We start from the raw sequence: 16,083 nt of genomic DNA, 5'->3' as shown, positions 1-16,083 counted from the left end.
ATGCCAATTCCTATGGCCCTCTATTCATCCATGCCGCTTCCGTGCATCGTATCCTTACGTCATTTCGCTGTCCTTACGGTTAGATATATTAGTGATCTCCAGTATCCGGGGAAAGGCTACTTCTCTGGATTACCTGTAAGACATATCCTACGAATCTGAGAGATTTGCTCACTTATTGTTCAGGTACTTCACCCGTTCTGCATGACAAATTGGAGGCGCTGTCCGCTGGATTGATACAGTAGTGATGGCAGGCCTTAAACACTCTTGACGAAAAGCCTTTCTCACAGGCTACAGACAATGGCACCTGACGGTTAACAACTTGCCCCAGCCTATGTGCCCCACCCTCAAAAAAAACGATTCCGGCGCCGCTGGTATCGATGACCGACCATAGCTCCGGCCGACTTTGATATTTGACACTGGCCAGACCATCGGAAAATTCCGTGACCTGATAAAACTGAGGTTGAATAGCCCATTCCGCATATTGATTGACATAACCCCACTTCCCGTCCAGGACTGCCGGCGCCAACCCATTAACAAAGCGTCCTTTTACTTCAATCTGACGGGGCACCATCGCCAATCTCAGACCCTGGTCATTGATAATCCATGAACGCTCCTCAGGTTCTTCAACATCCAGCAGAACATAGGCCAATCCTTCGCTGAAGTCAGAAGCTTCGGTAAATTGCGGCGTCAATAACAGCCGTTCCCTGTCCATACTGAAATAACCCCATAATCCCTGGTACTTTACGGCAACGATGGTAAATCCTTCCTGATGGCGGATTTCGTCATATACCAGCGGGACAACGATTTCCCCTTTCTGGTCGATCAGCCCACACCCCAGTCGATCATCCCGTCCCACTGAACATACCTTGGCGTGGGTACCGACAAATTCGGCCTCACAGCGATCAAACCAGCGACTTCCAACAGCCGTGCCGTCGGGACGGGTGTAGCGACATTTTGAACCTGCCCGATAAAGCGTGGCATAAGGCGGACTCGTATCCTCCACGGCACACTCTTCCGTTCCTTCAGGCAGACACTGGAGTTTCATCACATCCACCACGTAAGGCTCCACTCCTTCGGCTTCAGCAACGCCTCCCCACGCAGAAACCATCAGTACCATCAAAAAACCTGTGAAAGCCTTGGCAAAATCGAATAGAGAGTGATTGCACCTCTGCTGGCCCATAATTTCAAAGCCATCGACGCCATCTTTGGACAAACTATCAGTCACTGGCAAGCTCCAGAATTATCCGGCGGTTTCCCTTTCCTTTATTCTCGATTTTGGTGACCTGCACATGGCCGATCTCACCAGTATTGGCCACATGTGTGCCCCCACAGGGCTGCAAGTCCACAGCATCCACATGAATCAACCGCACCCGCCCGGTTCCCCGGGGAGGCTGCACAGATAGAGTACGTACCAGTTCCGGCTGTGCATCCAGTTCTTCGTCGGTAATCCAACGCATGGAAACCGGATGCTGCGCCTGAATCAATTGGTTCAGCTGTTCAGTCAGGCTCTCTTTGTCAGGGGCTTCCGGCAGATCAAAGTCCAGTCGCCCCTTATTGCCGGATATGTTGCCTCCGGTCACCGGAGCATCAATGAGAGAGCACAATAAATGCAGACAGGTATGTACTCGCATGTGAACATGGCGCTTGTCCCAATCCAGCGTCATGGAAACCCTGTCGCCTTTATTGAGACCATCCACGCTTTCAAGAAAATGAATATGCTGCCCGCTATCCCGGTCTTTACGGGTATCCGCTACCCGGTATTGCTGACCGTTTTGCCCGGTCAGATAACCTGTATCCCCTGGCTGTCCACCACCGAGGGGATAAAAGATGGTTCTGTCCAGCTCAACGCCCTGCTCCGTCACAGCCACAATTGTTGCCTCTCCTTCACGGAGATAACCGTCTTCTCTGAACAACTCCAGGGTCATATCCTCTCCTTTCTTTGTTTTCAGGACCAATTCCCGGTTTCCAGGATCAATTCTCGGTTTTCAGGACCAATTCTCAGTATTCAGGATCAATTGAAGAGGAACTCTCTTTGTCCTGCACCAACACCCAGGGCGCGACAACCACAGCCCAGACTCCACGCTTTTCCTCGTGCCATCTACGGGCTTTATCCGGATCAACCTGACCAACCTTTTGCTGGTTCATCCAATCTCCCACCGCCGCACTGTCATCCTTGCTGACAGCCAAAGCCACTTCAATCAAATCCAGTTCCGGCTGAACCTCCACAACCTGCCCTTTGGCATAAAAAATTTCCAGATCTCGCCAATTGATGCGGGAGGTTTCTCCCAGCAACTTGGCCTTGCGCTCATCATCGCTGCCAATGGTGTTATCAGTACTCACAGGAATCTATTTCTCTTAATGTCAGGGTTTAAAAAATTACTTACGTGGGGTCAGAGTCCGCTTCCCTGACCAAAAGACTCATTATCAGAAATCATTTCGAGGATATCCACCCGGCGATACTTGGTCGATAGAGATCTTTAACGGCTTTTCTGAGGATCTGTCTGACGACCTGATCCAAATTGGCCTCGGATTCCTGGTGAAATTTTACTATCCTGTACGGAAACTCATTCGATTTCAAAACTGTGATACTGCATGCAAGAGCCAAGCGTTTTCAACACTCTATTACCACTTCTGATTGTCTTCACCGTTGTCGTGGTCACTTATCTCGGCCTTCACAAAGTCGTAGAGTTTGGAATGATCCGTATGGGAATTCTCAAACCTCTCTCAAAAACCACCTGGGAAGACGTTCGCAAACTTCGGGATAGCGGCCAGGTCTACTGGGCGCTTCGAAGATTTCGGCAATTGAAGAAAAAGGACGGTCTTCGTCTTTCGTTCCGTGAGGGCATGGACCAACTTCAGAAATTATGAGCCCGATTGACGTATTACGTCACTTTTCTTCCTGTTTTTTACATCGCCAACCCTCCCGTCGTCCCCTCCCACGCATAAGTCAATGATATATATAAATTTTCATAATTGGCACGTTATCTGCTGTATTCTCGCTGAATATCTATAAACGATGGATTTGAATGAGCCGGGTATCAAACCCAGCCATCATCAGGCACCTGAAGCCACAATTGAGTGAAGAAAAACGGGAGAAATATCGGCATGCAAAGAAGTGCAAGGATTATCGATTTTCTGCAATTTAAGTCCGATAAAGGTCTGGATGCACTTAACCGACTGACGGGATTGAACTGGGGTAGAATGCCCAGATCCCTGATAAATGCATATGATGAGGTCAGTGGAACGGCAAAAAAGCCTGAAATGGCCCCCATGGAGGGAGCCAAGACTCTGATAAAGGAAACGCAGCCCCACACACCTCGGGCCGCAGAAGGTAAATAGCAGAAACTCCGAAAAGAGACTTAAGCAGTATGCTTGCGGGCTGTCGCTGCTGATTCTGTCCGTTCTTTCTGGACATACAGCTCTTCTACAGAGAAAAGCTCACCGTCACGGGCACCACCACAACAAGCCTTCATGTATTCGATGTTCCCTTTCGCTTCGATAGTGACGCAACCAGACAGCATGGTTGATGAGCCCGCCGTGAGTTTAGCCTCATCCAGCATCACCGCAAATTCATCCCGCTGATCGCGATATACCAGCCAGAATGAAATAGGCTGTGTCGGTGCGTTGACAAATCGTATCCACGCCGCCGCATTAAAGGTTTTCTTTTCAATGGTGTTGGACACCGGTGCAGGTGCTGATGGTTTCTTGGACCCCATTCTAAGCTTTTTAATAAACGACAGGCGCGATGCTGTATCCGCTGGATTATCACACTTGGGAGCGTCACAGAATTCCGCGCGTGGGACCTCTGCCAGCACCTTAAGCTTAACTAATTTGGAAGGGATGATGTCCGACATATGCGACTCCGAACAAATATATGTGTAGTTTCATCTGTCCGTGCAGTTTGGAAGTCTTGCTCACTCATTATAGCTAACATTTTATAGCCTGTTTCCTTGGCTGGCAGGGACATACGTAGTTGGTTGATAACGCTACTTTAACCGATCTTGGAACGTGACGCAGCGATCAAATTTCCATTGGGATGAGGAATCCGACACGTTTATACAAAACTTCACCCAGCCTCACAGACAGTTACGATCATGGTATACTCCCGTCCCCTTAATTTCTGAATGGAGTTTTGACCCGATGTTCAATGTGAACGAATATTTTGATGGCAAAGTAAAATCCATCGCCTTCCAGACTGCGACCTTGCCTGCCACTGTCGGTGTCATGGCTCCCGGGGATTATGAATTCGGCACCAGTCAGCATGAGACCATGACCGTTGTCAGTGGTGAGCTGACCGTACTGCTTCCCGGCCAGGACGAATGGCAGTCATTTACACCCGGGCAAAATTTCGAAGTGCCTGCCAATAGCAAGTTTCAGCTCAAAGTTACGGTAGACACTGCCTACCTTTGTACTTACGCTTAACACCTAATAAACTGACAAACATGAGCCAAAGTGGCGAATAGCATTCGCAAAGGGAAATATACGCCACTCATCTAGATCTAAGAGAGAAAGACTATGACAGAGCCAGAAGTTACTATGAATCCGGACGAGCTGTATCTGGAGGAAATATTTACAGATCAAAAAGTTGGCACCATTCGTCGCCTGACGCCAATGAACAAAGACGGTCAGCCCGACAGCAACCGCAAGGTACTTTTCTTCGGACAAGCTCAGATGATGACACCTGCCGGTGCTCTACCCCTGAATTTTGAGCTTGAAGTGGACACTCTGGCGGACGCCTGTGCCAAATTTGCCGACGAAGCCAAGGTTGCGATGGAAAGAACGATCGAAGAACTGAAGGAATATCGCCGTCAGCAAGCCTCTTCGATTGTAGTTCCCGGTCAGGAAGGCGGCATGGGTGGAATGCCCGGCGGCCCAGGCGGAAAAATCCAGCTAAGATAACAGCTGCACTTTCTTTATTCCGGCCACCGTTCCGGAAAATAAAAAGCCCCTCAGTTGAGGGGCTTTTTTGTGACTGCTATTTGCCAGTCTTTTGGTTTGTCAGTCCCTTGGCTTGTCAGACCATGAAAAAAGGACTGATAGCACTCAGTTACAGGTTAGTGCCCGGCTACAGGAGCAGTAGCACCACGAGGAACCCGGATATCTTCCACCAGATGCTGGATATGCTCAGGGGGCTCTGCCGTCAGTTTGGACACCACCGTGGAGACCGCAAAGTTGAAAATCATCCCCAGGGTACCGATACCTTCCGGCGAGATCCCAAACCACCAGTTATCAGGAGTATTACCGGCAGGATTAACGAACTTGAAGTACACGATATAGCTGAAGGTAAATATCAGACCTGTCAGCATTCCAGCAATCGCACCTTCTTTGTTCATCCGCTTATAGAATATTCCCATAATGATGGCAGGGAAGAAGCTCGCCGCGGCCAGGCCGAAGGCAAATGCCACCACCTGGGCCACAAATCCCGGCGGATTAATCCCAAAATATCCTGCCACGGCAATGGCACAAGCTGCTGCGATACGAGCCGCCAGCAATTCGTGCTTCTCACTGATATTCGGCATGATGTTACTCTTCAGCAAATCATGGGATATGGAGGTCGAGATAACCAGCAACAGCCCTGCCGCTGTCGATAATGCCGCCGCCAAACCACCGGCTGCGATCAGCGCCACTACCCAGCCCGGCAATTGGGCAATTTCCGGATTAGCCAACACCATGATGTCACGGTCTACGTATAGTTCGTTGGTGTTGTCTGTCGGCGCATTAGTCAACATGCGCTGACCGTAGTCACCACGTGTGTCGCCTGCAAAGTCAGGCTTACCGGCAAAGGCCGCACCCGCTGTATAGGTGATCTTGCCGTCACCGTTTTTATCCTGCCAGGCCAACAACCCCGCGTTTTCCCAGTTCTGGAACCAGCTCGGCAGCTCCTGGTACTGGGTTTCAGACACGGTATTCACCAGGTTCAGACGGGCAAAGGAGGCCACAGCCGGAGCAGTGGTATACAGGATCGCGATGAAGAACAATGCCCAACCCGCTGACAGACGCGCATCACTGACTTTAGGGACAGTAAAGAAACGCACGATAACGTGAGGAAGTCCTGCGGTTCCCACCATCAGCGCAAAAGTAATGGCAAAGGTATCAATCGTGGATTTCGATCCCGACGTATATTCATTGAATCCTAGATCCACCGATATCTGGTTCAGCTTATCAAGGAGATAAGTGTCCGTACCGTCGACTGTGCTGCCAAACCCAATTTGAGGAATCGGGTTACCGGTTACCAGCATGGAAATAAAGATAGCAGGAATCATATAAGCAAGGATCATGACGCAGTATTGCGCCACCTGGGTATAGGTGATCCCTTTCATTCCCCCCAATACCGCGTAGATAAATACAATCGCCATCCCAATGATAACGCCTGTATTAATGGGCACTTCCAGGTAACGGGAGAACACGATTCCTACACCGCGCATCTGACCGGCCACATAGGTAAAGGAGATGAATATGACACAGACAACAGCGACCATACGCGCTGTCTGCGAGTAATACCGTTCTCCGACAAATTCCGGCACTGTAAACTTACCGAACTTACGGAGGTAAGGAGCCAGACACATGGCCAGCAACACATACCCACCGGTCCATCCCATCAGGTACACTGCCCCGTCGCGACCGATAAACGAAATGATCCCCGCCATGGAGATAAAGGATGCGGCTGACATCCAGTCAGCACCAGTGGCCATACCGTTGGCGATAGGGTGAACCCCTTTGCTGGCAACATAGTATTCACTGGTGGAACCGGCCCGCGACCATATCGCGATGCCGATATAGAGGGCAAAGGTCGCCCCGACGAACAGATATACTAGAGTTTGGGTATCCATTTGGGGCTCCTTCAGTCTTCGTGAACATCATGCTTACGATCCAGTGCGGCCATCCGCACGACGTAAACAAAAATCAGGACTACAAAGGTGTAGATAGAACCCTGCTGAGCAAACCAGAACCCGAGGGGAAATCCTCCGATTTTGATTTTGTCCAGTTGATCAACGAAGAGAATGCCTGCCCCGTATGAGACAACAAACCAGATGACAAGTAGCGTTATAAGCAGTTTTAGATTATCGCGCCAATAGGCGGCTTTGGGAGATGGATTACTAGCCATTACGACTCCTCCAATTTTGTTATTTTTGTATGCATATCCACAATAGCACCGTCTGAAAATTGGCAAATCTAGACCTTGGTATAAGGAATAATACCTATACATATCAATAGGATACGATTTTGACATGAATAAAATTTCATTTTCAGCCGCAGCAATTAGACTTAAGTCTATCCGCCTCTCTCGCTTTTTTTGGAAGATCGTGGGACGCTATAACCGGTTGTCATTTCAAAAGAATAACGTGCTACATGATTAACGGCTTTTTACTTTTTATTGTCTCCATCGCTTACATTGCCATTCTGTTTGGCATCGCCTATTTCGGAGACCAGAACACTCGGGTCTATGCTCAGCAGAATCGACGGCGAGCGATTTACAGCCTTTCGCTGGGTGTCTACTGCACTTCGTGGACTTTCTATGGTGCCGTCGGCAGTTCAGCCCAGAATGGCCTGGGATTCATGCCGATATATCTCGGCCCTATTGTCGTGCTGATTTTCGGAGCGCCGTTAATCGCCCGTATCATCCGCATCAGTAAACGACATAACACGACCTCCATTGCCGACTTCATTGCATCCCGTTACGGCAAATCCCAAAGCCTGGCGGTCATCGTCACTCTGATTGCCCTGGTGGGTATCGTCCCCTACATCGCTCTGCAGCTGAAAGCAGTGTCCATGGGATTTAATGTACTGACCGAAGGCGGCCAGGTCCGCAGCATTGAACAAACGCCCTACATACAGGACTCAGCCCTTTATGTGGCCCTGGTAATGGGGTTGTTCACCATATTGTTCGGGACCCGTCATATCGATGCCACCGAGCACCATCGCGGCCTCATCCAGGCTGTGGCATTCGAATCGATTGTCAAGCTGGTGGCCTTCGTCGCCGTCGGAATTCTGGTGTCCATATTTCTGTTCGATGGCTGGGGGGATATTACGCGTCAGCTACGCACAACGAATCAGGCTGCCGTGTTCAGCTTCGATGCGATCACGCCAAGTTCCTTTATCGTGCAGACCCTGTTGGCCGGGATTGCCATTATCTGCCTGCCAAGACAGTTCCATGTTTCCGTCGTTGAAAACTATGAACCCAGGGATATTTACACGGCACGGTGGGCGTTGCCGGTGTATCTGCTCGCGCTGACGGTATTTGTGATTCCTATCGCTGCCGCCGGAATTCTGATCTATCCCAACGGCACGATTGATTCAGACATTTTTGTCCTCAGTATTCCCATGGTGGCCGACTACGAGTGGCTGGCAATGCTGGCGTTTATCGGCGGAGGATCTGCCGCGACCAGTATGGTGATTGTCTCCACCGTCACCCTCAGTACCATGGTCTGTAACGAGATTATTGTGCCTCTGTTGCTGCGCATTCAGGCCCTGGATCTGTCTCGCAAGAAAAACGTCCAATTCTGGCTGCTGACCATCCGCCGTGTCACCATCCTGGTTAACCTGTTGGCCGCTTATGGCTACTACCGGCTGATGGGGGACTCCTTTTCACTGGCATCCATTGGTCTTCTGTCATTCGTTGCTGTCGCGCAATTCGCTCCGGTGTTGATAGGCGGTGTGTTATGGCGTTATGGCAATCGCCAAGGCGCCATCTCAGGACTGGTCTGCGGATTCGCAATCTGGATTTACACCCTATTGGTCCCGACAATTATTCAGGCCACCAACGCAGACTCAACCCTCATTAGTGAGGGCCTGCTCGGTATTGCCTGGCTGCGCCCCACAGCGCTATTTGGGCTTGATGGTTTTGACCTGATCACCCACGGTACCATTTGGAGCCTTGGCTTCAACATTCTGCTTTACTTAGTGGTGTCAGCCATTACGACGCAGAGGGTTATTGAGAGAATACAGGTAGCGTCGTTTCTGGACAGTGCCCAAAGCGCTGAAGCCAGTACCACCACCTGGGTCAGTGAAGCCACGGTTGAAGATATCAGCGCACTCTCCGAGCGTTTTCTTGGCCCGGAAAGAACCCAGGAAACGCTGAAGGATTATTCCCGCCGTAACCGGGTACGACTGTCACCCAATCGACCAGCCTCTGTCGATCTGATCAAGCACATTGAGAAACAACTGGCCAGCGCCATCGGCTCCTCAACCGCCCGCGTGGTTCTCAATTCTGCCCTGAAAGGTCAGAACATGCAGATTGAGGATGTGGTCAGTATTGTTGATGAAGCTTCGCAGGTCATTAAATTCAACCGGGAACTGCTCCAGTCAGCAATTGAAAACATGAACCTGGGTGTTGCCGTTGTCGATGATGCCCTCAACCTGGTGGCCTGGAACAGCCGCTATGTGGAGCTGTTCAACTATCCCCAGGGATTCACCCGGGTAGGTCGCCCAATCGCCGATCTTATGCGCTACAACCTGCTGATGGCCCATGTGCCTGCCAGAAGAGCGCAGAAAATCATTTCCCGTCGTCTGGAAATGATGAAGTCTGGTGAAGCTCATGAATACGAACGTATGCGACCGGATGGCACCGTGCTCCTGATACAGGGAAGCCCAATGCCAGGCGGCGGATTTGTTACCACCTTTTCCGATATTTCTGCCATGCGCCGCACTGAGCTGGCCCTGAAAGAAACTAATACCTATCTGGAGCAACGCGTTAAGGAACGGACCGAAGAACTGTCCAAACTTAACAAACAACTGGTTAAAGCCAAGTCAGTGGCCGAAAACGCCAACCTGAGTAAAACCCGCTTTCTGGCATCGGCCAGTCATGACCTGCTACAGCCCTTAAATGCGGCACGGCTGTTTACCTCTGCGCTGGCCAATAAGGTGAAGAATGAGAACGAATACAACGAACTGGTTTCTCATATTGATCACTCCCTCAATGCTGCCGAGGAAATTCTCAGCACCCTGCTGGATATCAGCAAACTGGATGCGGGAGCACTAGAGCCCCACTACTCCGTTTTCAACATCAATGAACTGCTGGGGCATCTGAACACTGAATTTACCGTCATCGCCGCAGAAAAAGGTCTTGGACTCCGCACTGTCCCCTGTAATGCCTTTGTCAATTCGGACCATCAGTTGCTCAGACGGGTTATCCAAAACTTCCTGACCAACGCCATTCGCTACACCCGAAGCGGGCGGATACTGCTGGGTTGCCGGCGCCATGACAAAGCAATCAGCATTGAAATTTGGGATACGGGCCCGGGTATTCCTGAGGATCAATTGAGCTCCATTTTTGAAGAGTTCAAACGCCTCAACCAGAATACGGAGAAAAACGGGCTTGGCCTGGGTCTGGCCATTGTTGACCGCATATGTCGCATGTTGGATTACCGGGTAGAGGTGAAATCCATCCTGGGCAAAGGCAGTATGTTCTCGGTCACTCTTCCTGTTGTCAGCAAACCGGTAGAAAGCTTGGCATCGCCCAAAAAAGTCTCACGCAGTCTGGGCAGCCTGGAAGGCACTGTGGTGTTCTGCATCGATAACGAGCCCGTCATATTGGAAGGCATGCGAGCATTGCTTGAGGGATGGGGATGCACCGTCTTCACCGCATCGAATCCCAACGAAGCTGTGACAACCTGCATGGCTAATCCACCGGAAATTATCCTGGCCGATTATCAACTGGATGAAGGCGACAATGGACTGGATACCATGGATATGCTGCGTCGTAGCCTGGCCCGTAATCTTCCGGGCATACTGATTACCGCGGTGAACAATGATGAAGTCAAAATGGAAGTCAAACAACGCGGCTATCAAATCCTGCACAAACCGGTAAAACCTGCTGCTTTGAGGGCCATGATTAACAAAGAGTTGAGTAAGAATTAAGTCTGAAACACTTAAGGAAGAAAGGAAGAAAATTTTAATCGTGACGGGAAATCCTTCGACAGGTCAGAGTAAACCTGTCGAAGTCCCTAAACCGTCCTGAAGCAGCTCATGCAATAGCAGGACAGAATCTATGCATTCCTGTCAGCTCTGGGCTGCCTGCTCCACTTCCATCTGCTGAACGGCGATGACTGCCTGAGTACGGTTGCGCACTCCGAGTTTACGGAACAACGCTGTGATATGGGCTTTGACTGTCGCCTCAGACACATCCAGTTCGTACGCAATCTGTTTGTTCAGCAAACCTTCCGTCAACATTCCCAATACACGGAATTGCTGCGGTGTCAGAGTGGCCAGACGCTCTGAGAAGTCAGTATCCTCAACCCTGACCGAGTCAATCTTCGCTGCCACTTCAGCCGGCAACCAGACTTCTCCGTTAAGCACTTGCTGGATTGCCTTGGAAATATCGTCCAGTGCCGCAGATTTAGGGATAAATCCGGAAGCACCGTAGTCAATGGCCCGGCGAATGACTTGCAAATCCTCACTACCGCTGACAATCACCACCGGTAGTCCGGGATACTGTCCGCGCATGAATACCAGCCCGGAAAAACCATGGGCGCCCGGCATATTAAGATCGAGCAGTACCAGATCGGCATCCGGGTTGGCTTCCACCGCATTCTGCAATGCGGCGATGGTATCCACTTCAATCACTTCGACTGACTTAACGGCCTGGGTCACCGCCTGCTTTAATGCGGCTCTGAAAAGGGGGTGATCATCAGCGATGATGATCTGTTGAGACATTAGCATGAGCCCTCACTTATCCTGCTCATCAAGTTCGATTCGATTGTATGTCCATAGGCTAACACATATTTCACCTGCTGGACTTTGCACTTTCCGCTATATCCAGCATTTTAGCGCGCGTTCACCAACAATACCTAATAATTACACCAATTTCCGGGCGTTTATCCTAATGGATCCAAAAGGCAGAAAATCATTTCCACCCGTCCCAAAAAGATCACCATGCCGTCTTCAAGCTCAATGTCGTCGGTCTTTTTACCTTCAACATGAACTCCGTTGGTGGAGCCTTTGTCTTTTAAGGTCCATTGCCCACCGGCATAAGATAATTCAGCATGTTTATCAGAAACACTCGGATCACCGATAATCACGTCGGCTTCTCCACCACGACCGATGACCCAGAGAGGCTTTGGCGTTTCCAGTGATAATCCCACCACTTGAAATTCCGTTTTATTCTTGAAAAAAACCAATGCCGCACTGTAGATCTCATTACTGCCGGACAAGGCCTGAGTTACCAGCTTGTCTACACTGGCACGACTATGGGTTGATTCATCCTTACGAAATTCAGCCAGTCGGTCACGATCAAGGGGAGACCATCCGGGAGGCAAAGGATAGCTTTGTTGCACCCGAGTGGCATCCGGATCTTCTTCATCCTCTTCACTGACCACCAGGGATTCAGCCTCTGCGGAACCGACTCCCAGGTGACTGGATACAATGGTGTGATCCGCTTCGTCTTCACAGGTGATCAAAAACTCTTCACTACTGAACTTCACCACATCCCCCGGATTCAACCGGGTCGCTTCCGATATTCGCCGGTTATTGACTGTTGTCCCATTAGTGGAATGCAGGTCCTCGACAAACAACCCATCCTTGCGCCAGACCAGTCTGGCATGTTCCCTCGAAGGAACGCCCTGTTCCAGGGATATGTCACAGGTCGAACTTCGACCAACCAGTGTAGAGGGACGGGTTACGGGGAAATCCTTTCCATCATGAACTCTCTTAAGATGGAATTTAGCCAACATTTCAGGCAGATCCTCAAAGCTTTTTCCATAGCTTAGCTGGAATAGCCTTAATTCCCAAGGTTTGCACAGGGGGAAATTTCAGTCGATTGAAAACGGCTACCAGACTGCAAAGACTTCATCGTAGGGAGACTCTCGTCTCCCCTGTTATTCGAGGCTCTTCGCTCCAGGTCCTGGCCTATTCCAGATAAAGTCCAGATTAAGCGCAGAATCAGGCTGCCTGGCTCTGTTGCTCCAGAGTCGTCTTCTTCAGCTTGTAAACACGACGCGGTCTGAGTGCGTATCGGTTCAGGCCGGGAACGTGAACCTTGCGAAGATACATCCCCCAGTCATAGTTGGAAGAATCGACCGGGAACTCTTTCCTGTCATATTCCCCCATTCTTTCCGCCAGGGCCTTAAGCTTGGAATTGCTGAACGTATAGGATGGTGAAGTGTAGAAAGAGAATACGATCGACAACTTACGGGTCGCCTCCAGATTGGAGAGCATTCTGGAACTGGGCTCACGGCCTAGCGCTTCCAGTAATTTGAAGCCCAGCTTGATGGCGTTATATCCGACGGTCATTACTGCATTGAAAACCGGGCTGGGAATCAACATGAAGGACTTCTGCGGCTTACGATAGAAAAGACGGTCATGAACCTCATGATGCTCTTCAGCTTCAGCCTGCACATGAGCAATGACATCCTTGATCCGGATGGGGTTAGCCTCACTGCTGCAACACTGATAAATACGCTGCTGGCCAGAATCCGCCATAGCTTCAGCCGCTGACAGGATAATACTGTTGGAGACCAGATCCGCCGGGATAATATCGATGATCCCGTCTTTTTTGCCCGGAAAGAAATTCACTTTTTCACGGGCATAGGCCAGGATGATGGCGTCTGCCACTTTGACACCTTCAATCCAGCCAGGGACCGGACCTTCCAGTGTACTTTCCACGATGGCAGGACGCAGAATGGTCAGGGTTTTACCGTACATGGCTTTCATCAAAAGCTGCTCACCCATCCACTTGGTAAAGGTGTAGGTGTCATTCCAGCCGTAGCGATTGGATTCTGCAATCCCCAGATCAACCAGATCCTTTTCACGCTGGTCGTCATCTTTAGCCGCTGCAGACACATCCTGAATTCTGGATTGCAGGAGTTCAATCAGCGGTTCGACTTCATAATAACCGAACTCAGATCGCTCAATCGGGTGCCCTGCAGGTGCAACGTTATCCTCCTCCATGACGCCCTTGTTATGGCCGTTTACATAGCAGGTGGATACTTGAACGATCGGCAGGTCTCCTCCAGCCTGTGACAGAGCAATCATGTTGTGCAGGCAAAGAGTATTGATCTTCAATGCCTGGTCGAGGGCTTCTCGAAAGTTGACACTGGCTGCAGAATTGATAATGAGATCGATATTGCCCGCCAACTCCTGAAATTCATCATCGGACAGACCAAAGTTCTTCTCGGTCATCTCACCACTGACAAACCTCAGATGCTCATCACACAATTTCTGGAATTGTTTTGCATCCTCACCTTTCAGGGTTTCGAATATGGAAGACTGGGCAATCTCGTTGGCAAACCGTTTCTCTGCCGTGGGATAACTGCGGTTGCCACGAACTAACAGATAGACTTTGCCGATAGTAGGTACACTGCGAAGCAGCTTTTCGAGTACAACCTTGCCCACAAACCCTGTGGTCCCCGTGATGAGCACGTTTTTTCCCGCCAGTGCGGAGAGAGTTTTGGATTCATTCATATCCACTTGCTCCTGTTTTCCATTAATGTTGTAAAGCTGATATTTCTAAGTGACCTGTTCTCTATCCTTACTGCTATCCTTTATTTCGAGCGGCCTTTATTCCGAGCTGGCGTTTATTCCGAGCTGGTTTTTGATTCGAGCCAGCTATCGTTTTCGCCTTGTCGTTACAAACAGGACTCCGCTTCAATTCACTCGCCGGTGACCCCGACGCCAAATCAGGTGACTGTCAGTCAGATTCCATAAAACCATTTAGAAATATCATCTCGCTTCGGGACTCTACTGCTCAAAGTTGACCCCTTCTTGATAAAAATATTTACATTTGGTTACAGAGTAGAACGTGAACTGATTCGCAATAACCGCCCTTTGCCAAATCTGATCCGCTCCCCGTGATAAATCTCACAGCAAAAATCTGACCAGCTTTCCAAAAGCCTCCTCGATTGTCTTACAATCTGTTTTTAAACCACTGGCAAGTCAGCTGCAGAACTTCCCTTTTCTGGGTATCCATATGCCCCATATGGCCATTTTCAGGAAGAATATGAAGCGCCTTATCGCCGCGTAGCCGGTGAAACAGCATTTCAGCTGACGCAGGTGGGTCGACTTCGTCGCGAGCACCATGAATAACACACACGGGACAGGTAACCCTGCCAACCCGTTTCAGGGTGTCCACTTCAAAGCATTCCAATGAGCCAGGAAGCGGCAGGCGCGAATAAGCCTCTATAATATAAGGGTCTTGTATGACGGCTCGGTTAATGTTGTCGTCTACTGCTGCCCTCACCTGACTCAAGGCGAAAGCTAACGGTAACCGCACTTCCTTGAGCCCAAGCATGACTTTGCATCTGCCCAGCAGGCTGGCAACTCTAAAGAAGGGGGACTCATACCACTTGAGCACACTCCTCACAGTGGCATCCAGAGTCACCAGCGCTTTTAACGGAAGCCCCTCAGCGGCCGCTTCCAAAACGGCGGTTCCTCCGGAAGAAAAACCAAATGCACCGACGGCTTCGTGCACCACATCGGTGCGCTGACGTAGATATTTTAGTGCACAACGAAGGTCTTCCAGCCATTCGTCCATTTTGACGTGATAACGCTGACCACCGGACTCCCCATGGCCGTGCATATCCAACACCAGGCTGGCAATGCCCTCTTTGGCCAGATCTTCTGCCAGCTCAAAGAAGTGTTCCTTATAGTCGAAAGCGCCATGACAAATGATGACAACAGGAGAAGGATGTTCCTGGCGGGGGAAAAACATACGGCCAACTATGGTGGCACCAAGAGACCTGAACTGGATGGATTCCTGTCTGGGCATGTTTGAATCGTATTCCTGATTGAGTGTCTGGAGTCTGGAAATCCCCTGAAAAGTCCCTTTTTACTACTCAAAATTCCAGAGCCTGCCAATGATTCATTTAACGCTAAAGGTCAAATAAAGCATTCACAACTCCAGGGAAACGAAAGTGTACGCGTAAGTGATTTCAATCAAAAGAGGCAGACAAAATTAAATTGTGACACACCCCACAACCGACCATTTGATTGTCTGACAATCTAATACAAATTAATGAATTTCATTGGGTTTTTATGCGCTTTCGTTAACTTCTGCAACCAAAAAGTGCGGCATGACGCACAGTCTTGTAACAGTCAGTAAACTACCATTCAGTCCAACATGAAAAACAAAAACAAGACTCACTAAAACAA

At 49.9% G+C, this 16,083-nt stretch carries 15 protein-coding genes; 5 read left to right on the top strand and 10 right to left on the bottom strand.

Features of this window, described 5'->3' with window-relative positions:
- Positions 1-172 precede the first annotated feature (172 nt).
- The 3 genes from BTA51_RS15605 to BTA51_RS15595 form a co-directional block, all read right to left on the bottom strand.
- Positions 173-1,225, bottom strand: a complete 1,053-nt coding sequence (locus tag BTA51_RS15605) for a WG repeat-containing protein (RefSeq protein ID WP_094708816.1) — start codon at positions 1,223-1,225, stop codon at positions 173-175.
- Positions 1,218-1,925 (bottom strand): alanyl-tRNA editing protein, encoded by a 708-nt coding sequence (locus tag BTA51_RS15600; protein ID WP_094708814.1) that lies wholly within the window; start codon positions 1,923-1,925, stop codon positions 1,218-1,220. The genes BTA51_RS15605 and BTA51_RS15600 overlap by 8 nt, the downstream gene beginning before the upstream one ends.
- 73 nt (positions 1,926-1,998) lie before the next feature.
- Positions 1,999-2,340: a DUF2288 domain-containing protein gene (locus BTA51_RS15595; protein WP_094708812.1), complete on the bottom strand. Its 342-nt coding sequence runs from the start codon at positions 2,338-2,340 to the stop codon at positions 1,999-2,001.
- 252 nt (positions 2,341-2,592) lie between these two features.
- Between BTA51_RS15595 and BTA51_RS15590 the strand changes: the two genes are divergently transcribed.
- On the top strand, positions 2,593-2,868 hold the full coding sequence (locus BTA51_RS15590; RefSeq protein ID WP_094708810.1) for a hypothetical protein: 276 nt from the start codon (positions 2,593-2,595) through the stop codon (positions 2,866-2,868).
- 237 nt (positions 2,869-3,105) lie between these two features.
- Positions 3,106-3,339, top strand: a complete 234-nt coding sequence (locus tag BTA51_RS15585; protein ID WP_094708808.1) for a hypothetical protein — start codon at positions 3,106-3,108, stop codon at positions 3,337-3,339.
- Positions 3,340-3,359: 20 nt separating this feature from the next.
- Here BTA51_RS15585 and BTA51_RS15580 read toward each other — a convergent pair whose 3' ends face one another.
- On the bottom strand, positions 3,360-3,854 hold the full coding sequence (locus BTA51_RS15580; protein WP_094708806.1) for a hypothetical protein: 495 nt from the start codon (positions 3,852-3,854) through the stop codon (positions 3,360-3,362).
- 286 nt (positions 3,855-4,140) lie between these two features.
- Between BTA51_RS15580 and BTA51_RS15575 the strand changes: the two genes are divergently transcribed.
- Both BTA51_RS15575 and BTA51_RS15570 read left to right on the top strand, forming a co-directional pair.
- Positions 4,141-4,422: a pyrimidine/purine nucleoside phosphorylase gene (locus tag BTA51_RS15575; protein ID WP_094708804.1), complete on the top strand. Its 282-nt coding sequence runs from the start codon at positions 4,141-4,143 to the stop codon at positions 4,420-4,422.
- Positions 4,423-4,515: 93 nt separating this feature from the next.
- Positions 4,516-4,899 (top strand): hypothetical protein, encoded by a 384-nt coding sequence (locus BTA51_RS15570; protein ID WP_168188193.1) that lies wholly within the window; start codon positions 4,516-4,518, stop codon positions 4,897-4,899.
- A 155-nt stretch (positions 4,900-5,054) separates the two neighbouring features.
- On the opposite strand, the gene BTA51_RS15565 is transcribed toward BTA51_RS15570, so the two are convergent.
- Together BTA51_RS15565 and BTA51_RS15560 are read right to left on the bottom strand one after the other, a co-directional pair.
- On the bottom strand, positions 5,055-6,830 hold the full coding sequence (locus tag BTA51_RS15565) for a sodium:solute symporter family protein (RefSeq protein ID WP_094708800.1): 1,776 nt from the start codon (positions 6,828-6,830) through the stop codon (positions 5,055-5,057).
- Between the two features lie 11 nt (positions 6,831-6,841).
- The gene (locus BTA51_RS15560) at positions 6,842-7,105 is read right to left on the bottom strand and encodes a DUF4212 domain-containing protein (protein ID WP_094708798.1); all 264 of its coding nucleotides are present in this window, start codon (positions 7,103-7,105) and stop codon (positions 6,842-6,844) included.
- A 245-nt stretch (positions 7,106-7,350) separates the two neighbouring features.
- On the opposite strand from BTA51_RS15560, the gene BTA51_RS15555 reads away from it, so the two are divergent.
- Positions 7,351-10,857 carry a NahK/ErcS family hybrid sensor histidine kinase/response regulator gene (locus BTA51_RS15555; protein WP_094708796.1) on the top strand — a complete coding sequence of 1,169 codons (3,507 nt, stop codon included), beginning with the start codon at positions 7,351-7,353 and terminating at the stop codon, positions 10,855-10,857.
- Positions 10,858-10,998: 141 nt separating this feature from the next.
- Here the strand turns inward: BTA51_RS15555 and BTA51_RS15550 are convergent, their stop codons facing one another.
- The 4 genes from BTA51_RS15550 to BTA51_RS15535 form a co-directional block, all read right to left on the bottom strand.
- A complete protein-coding gene (locus BTA51_RS15550) occupies positions 10,999-11,658 on the bottom strand; it encodes a response regulator transcription factor (protein WP_246841055.1) in 660 nt (219 codons plus the stop codon).
- Positions 11,659-11,813: 155 nt separating this feature from the next.
- Positions 11,814-12,668 (bottom strand): FHA domain-containing protein, encoded by an 855-nt coding sequence (locus tag BTA51_RS15545; protein WP_094708791.1) that lies wholly within the window; start codon positions 12,666-12,668, stop codon positions 11,814-11,816.
- 208 nt (positions 12,669-12,876) lie between these two features.
- The gene (locus BTA51_RS15540; protein ID WP_094708789.1) at positions 12,877-14,397 is read right to left on the bottom strand and encodes a fatty acyl-CoA reductase; all 1,521 of its coding nucleotides are present in this window, start codon (positions 14,395-14,397) and stop codon (positions 12,877-12,879) included.
- A 442-nt stretch (positions 14,398-14,839) separates the two neighbouring features.
- Complete coding sequence (locus BTA51_RS15535) at positions 14,840-15,700, bottom strand: alpha/beta hydrolase (protein WP_094708787.1); 861 nt, start codon at positions 15,698-15,700, stop codon at positions 14,840-14,842.
- Between the last annotated feature and the right edge of the window lie 383 nt (positions 15,701-16,083).

The organism is Hahella sp. CCB-MM4 (assembly GCF_002260525.1).
Classification (GTDB): Bacteria; Pseudomonadota; Gammaproteobacteria; order Pseudomonadales; family Oleiphilaceae; genus Hahella.
The sequence above is the reverse complement of the archived record's forward strand: the minus strand, read 5'-3'. Positions and strand labels throughout refer to the sequence as shown.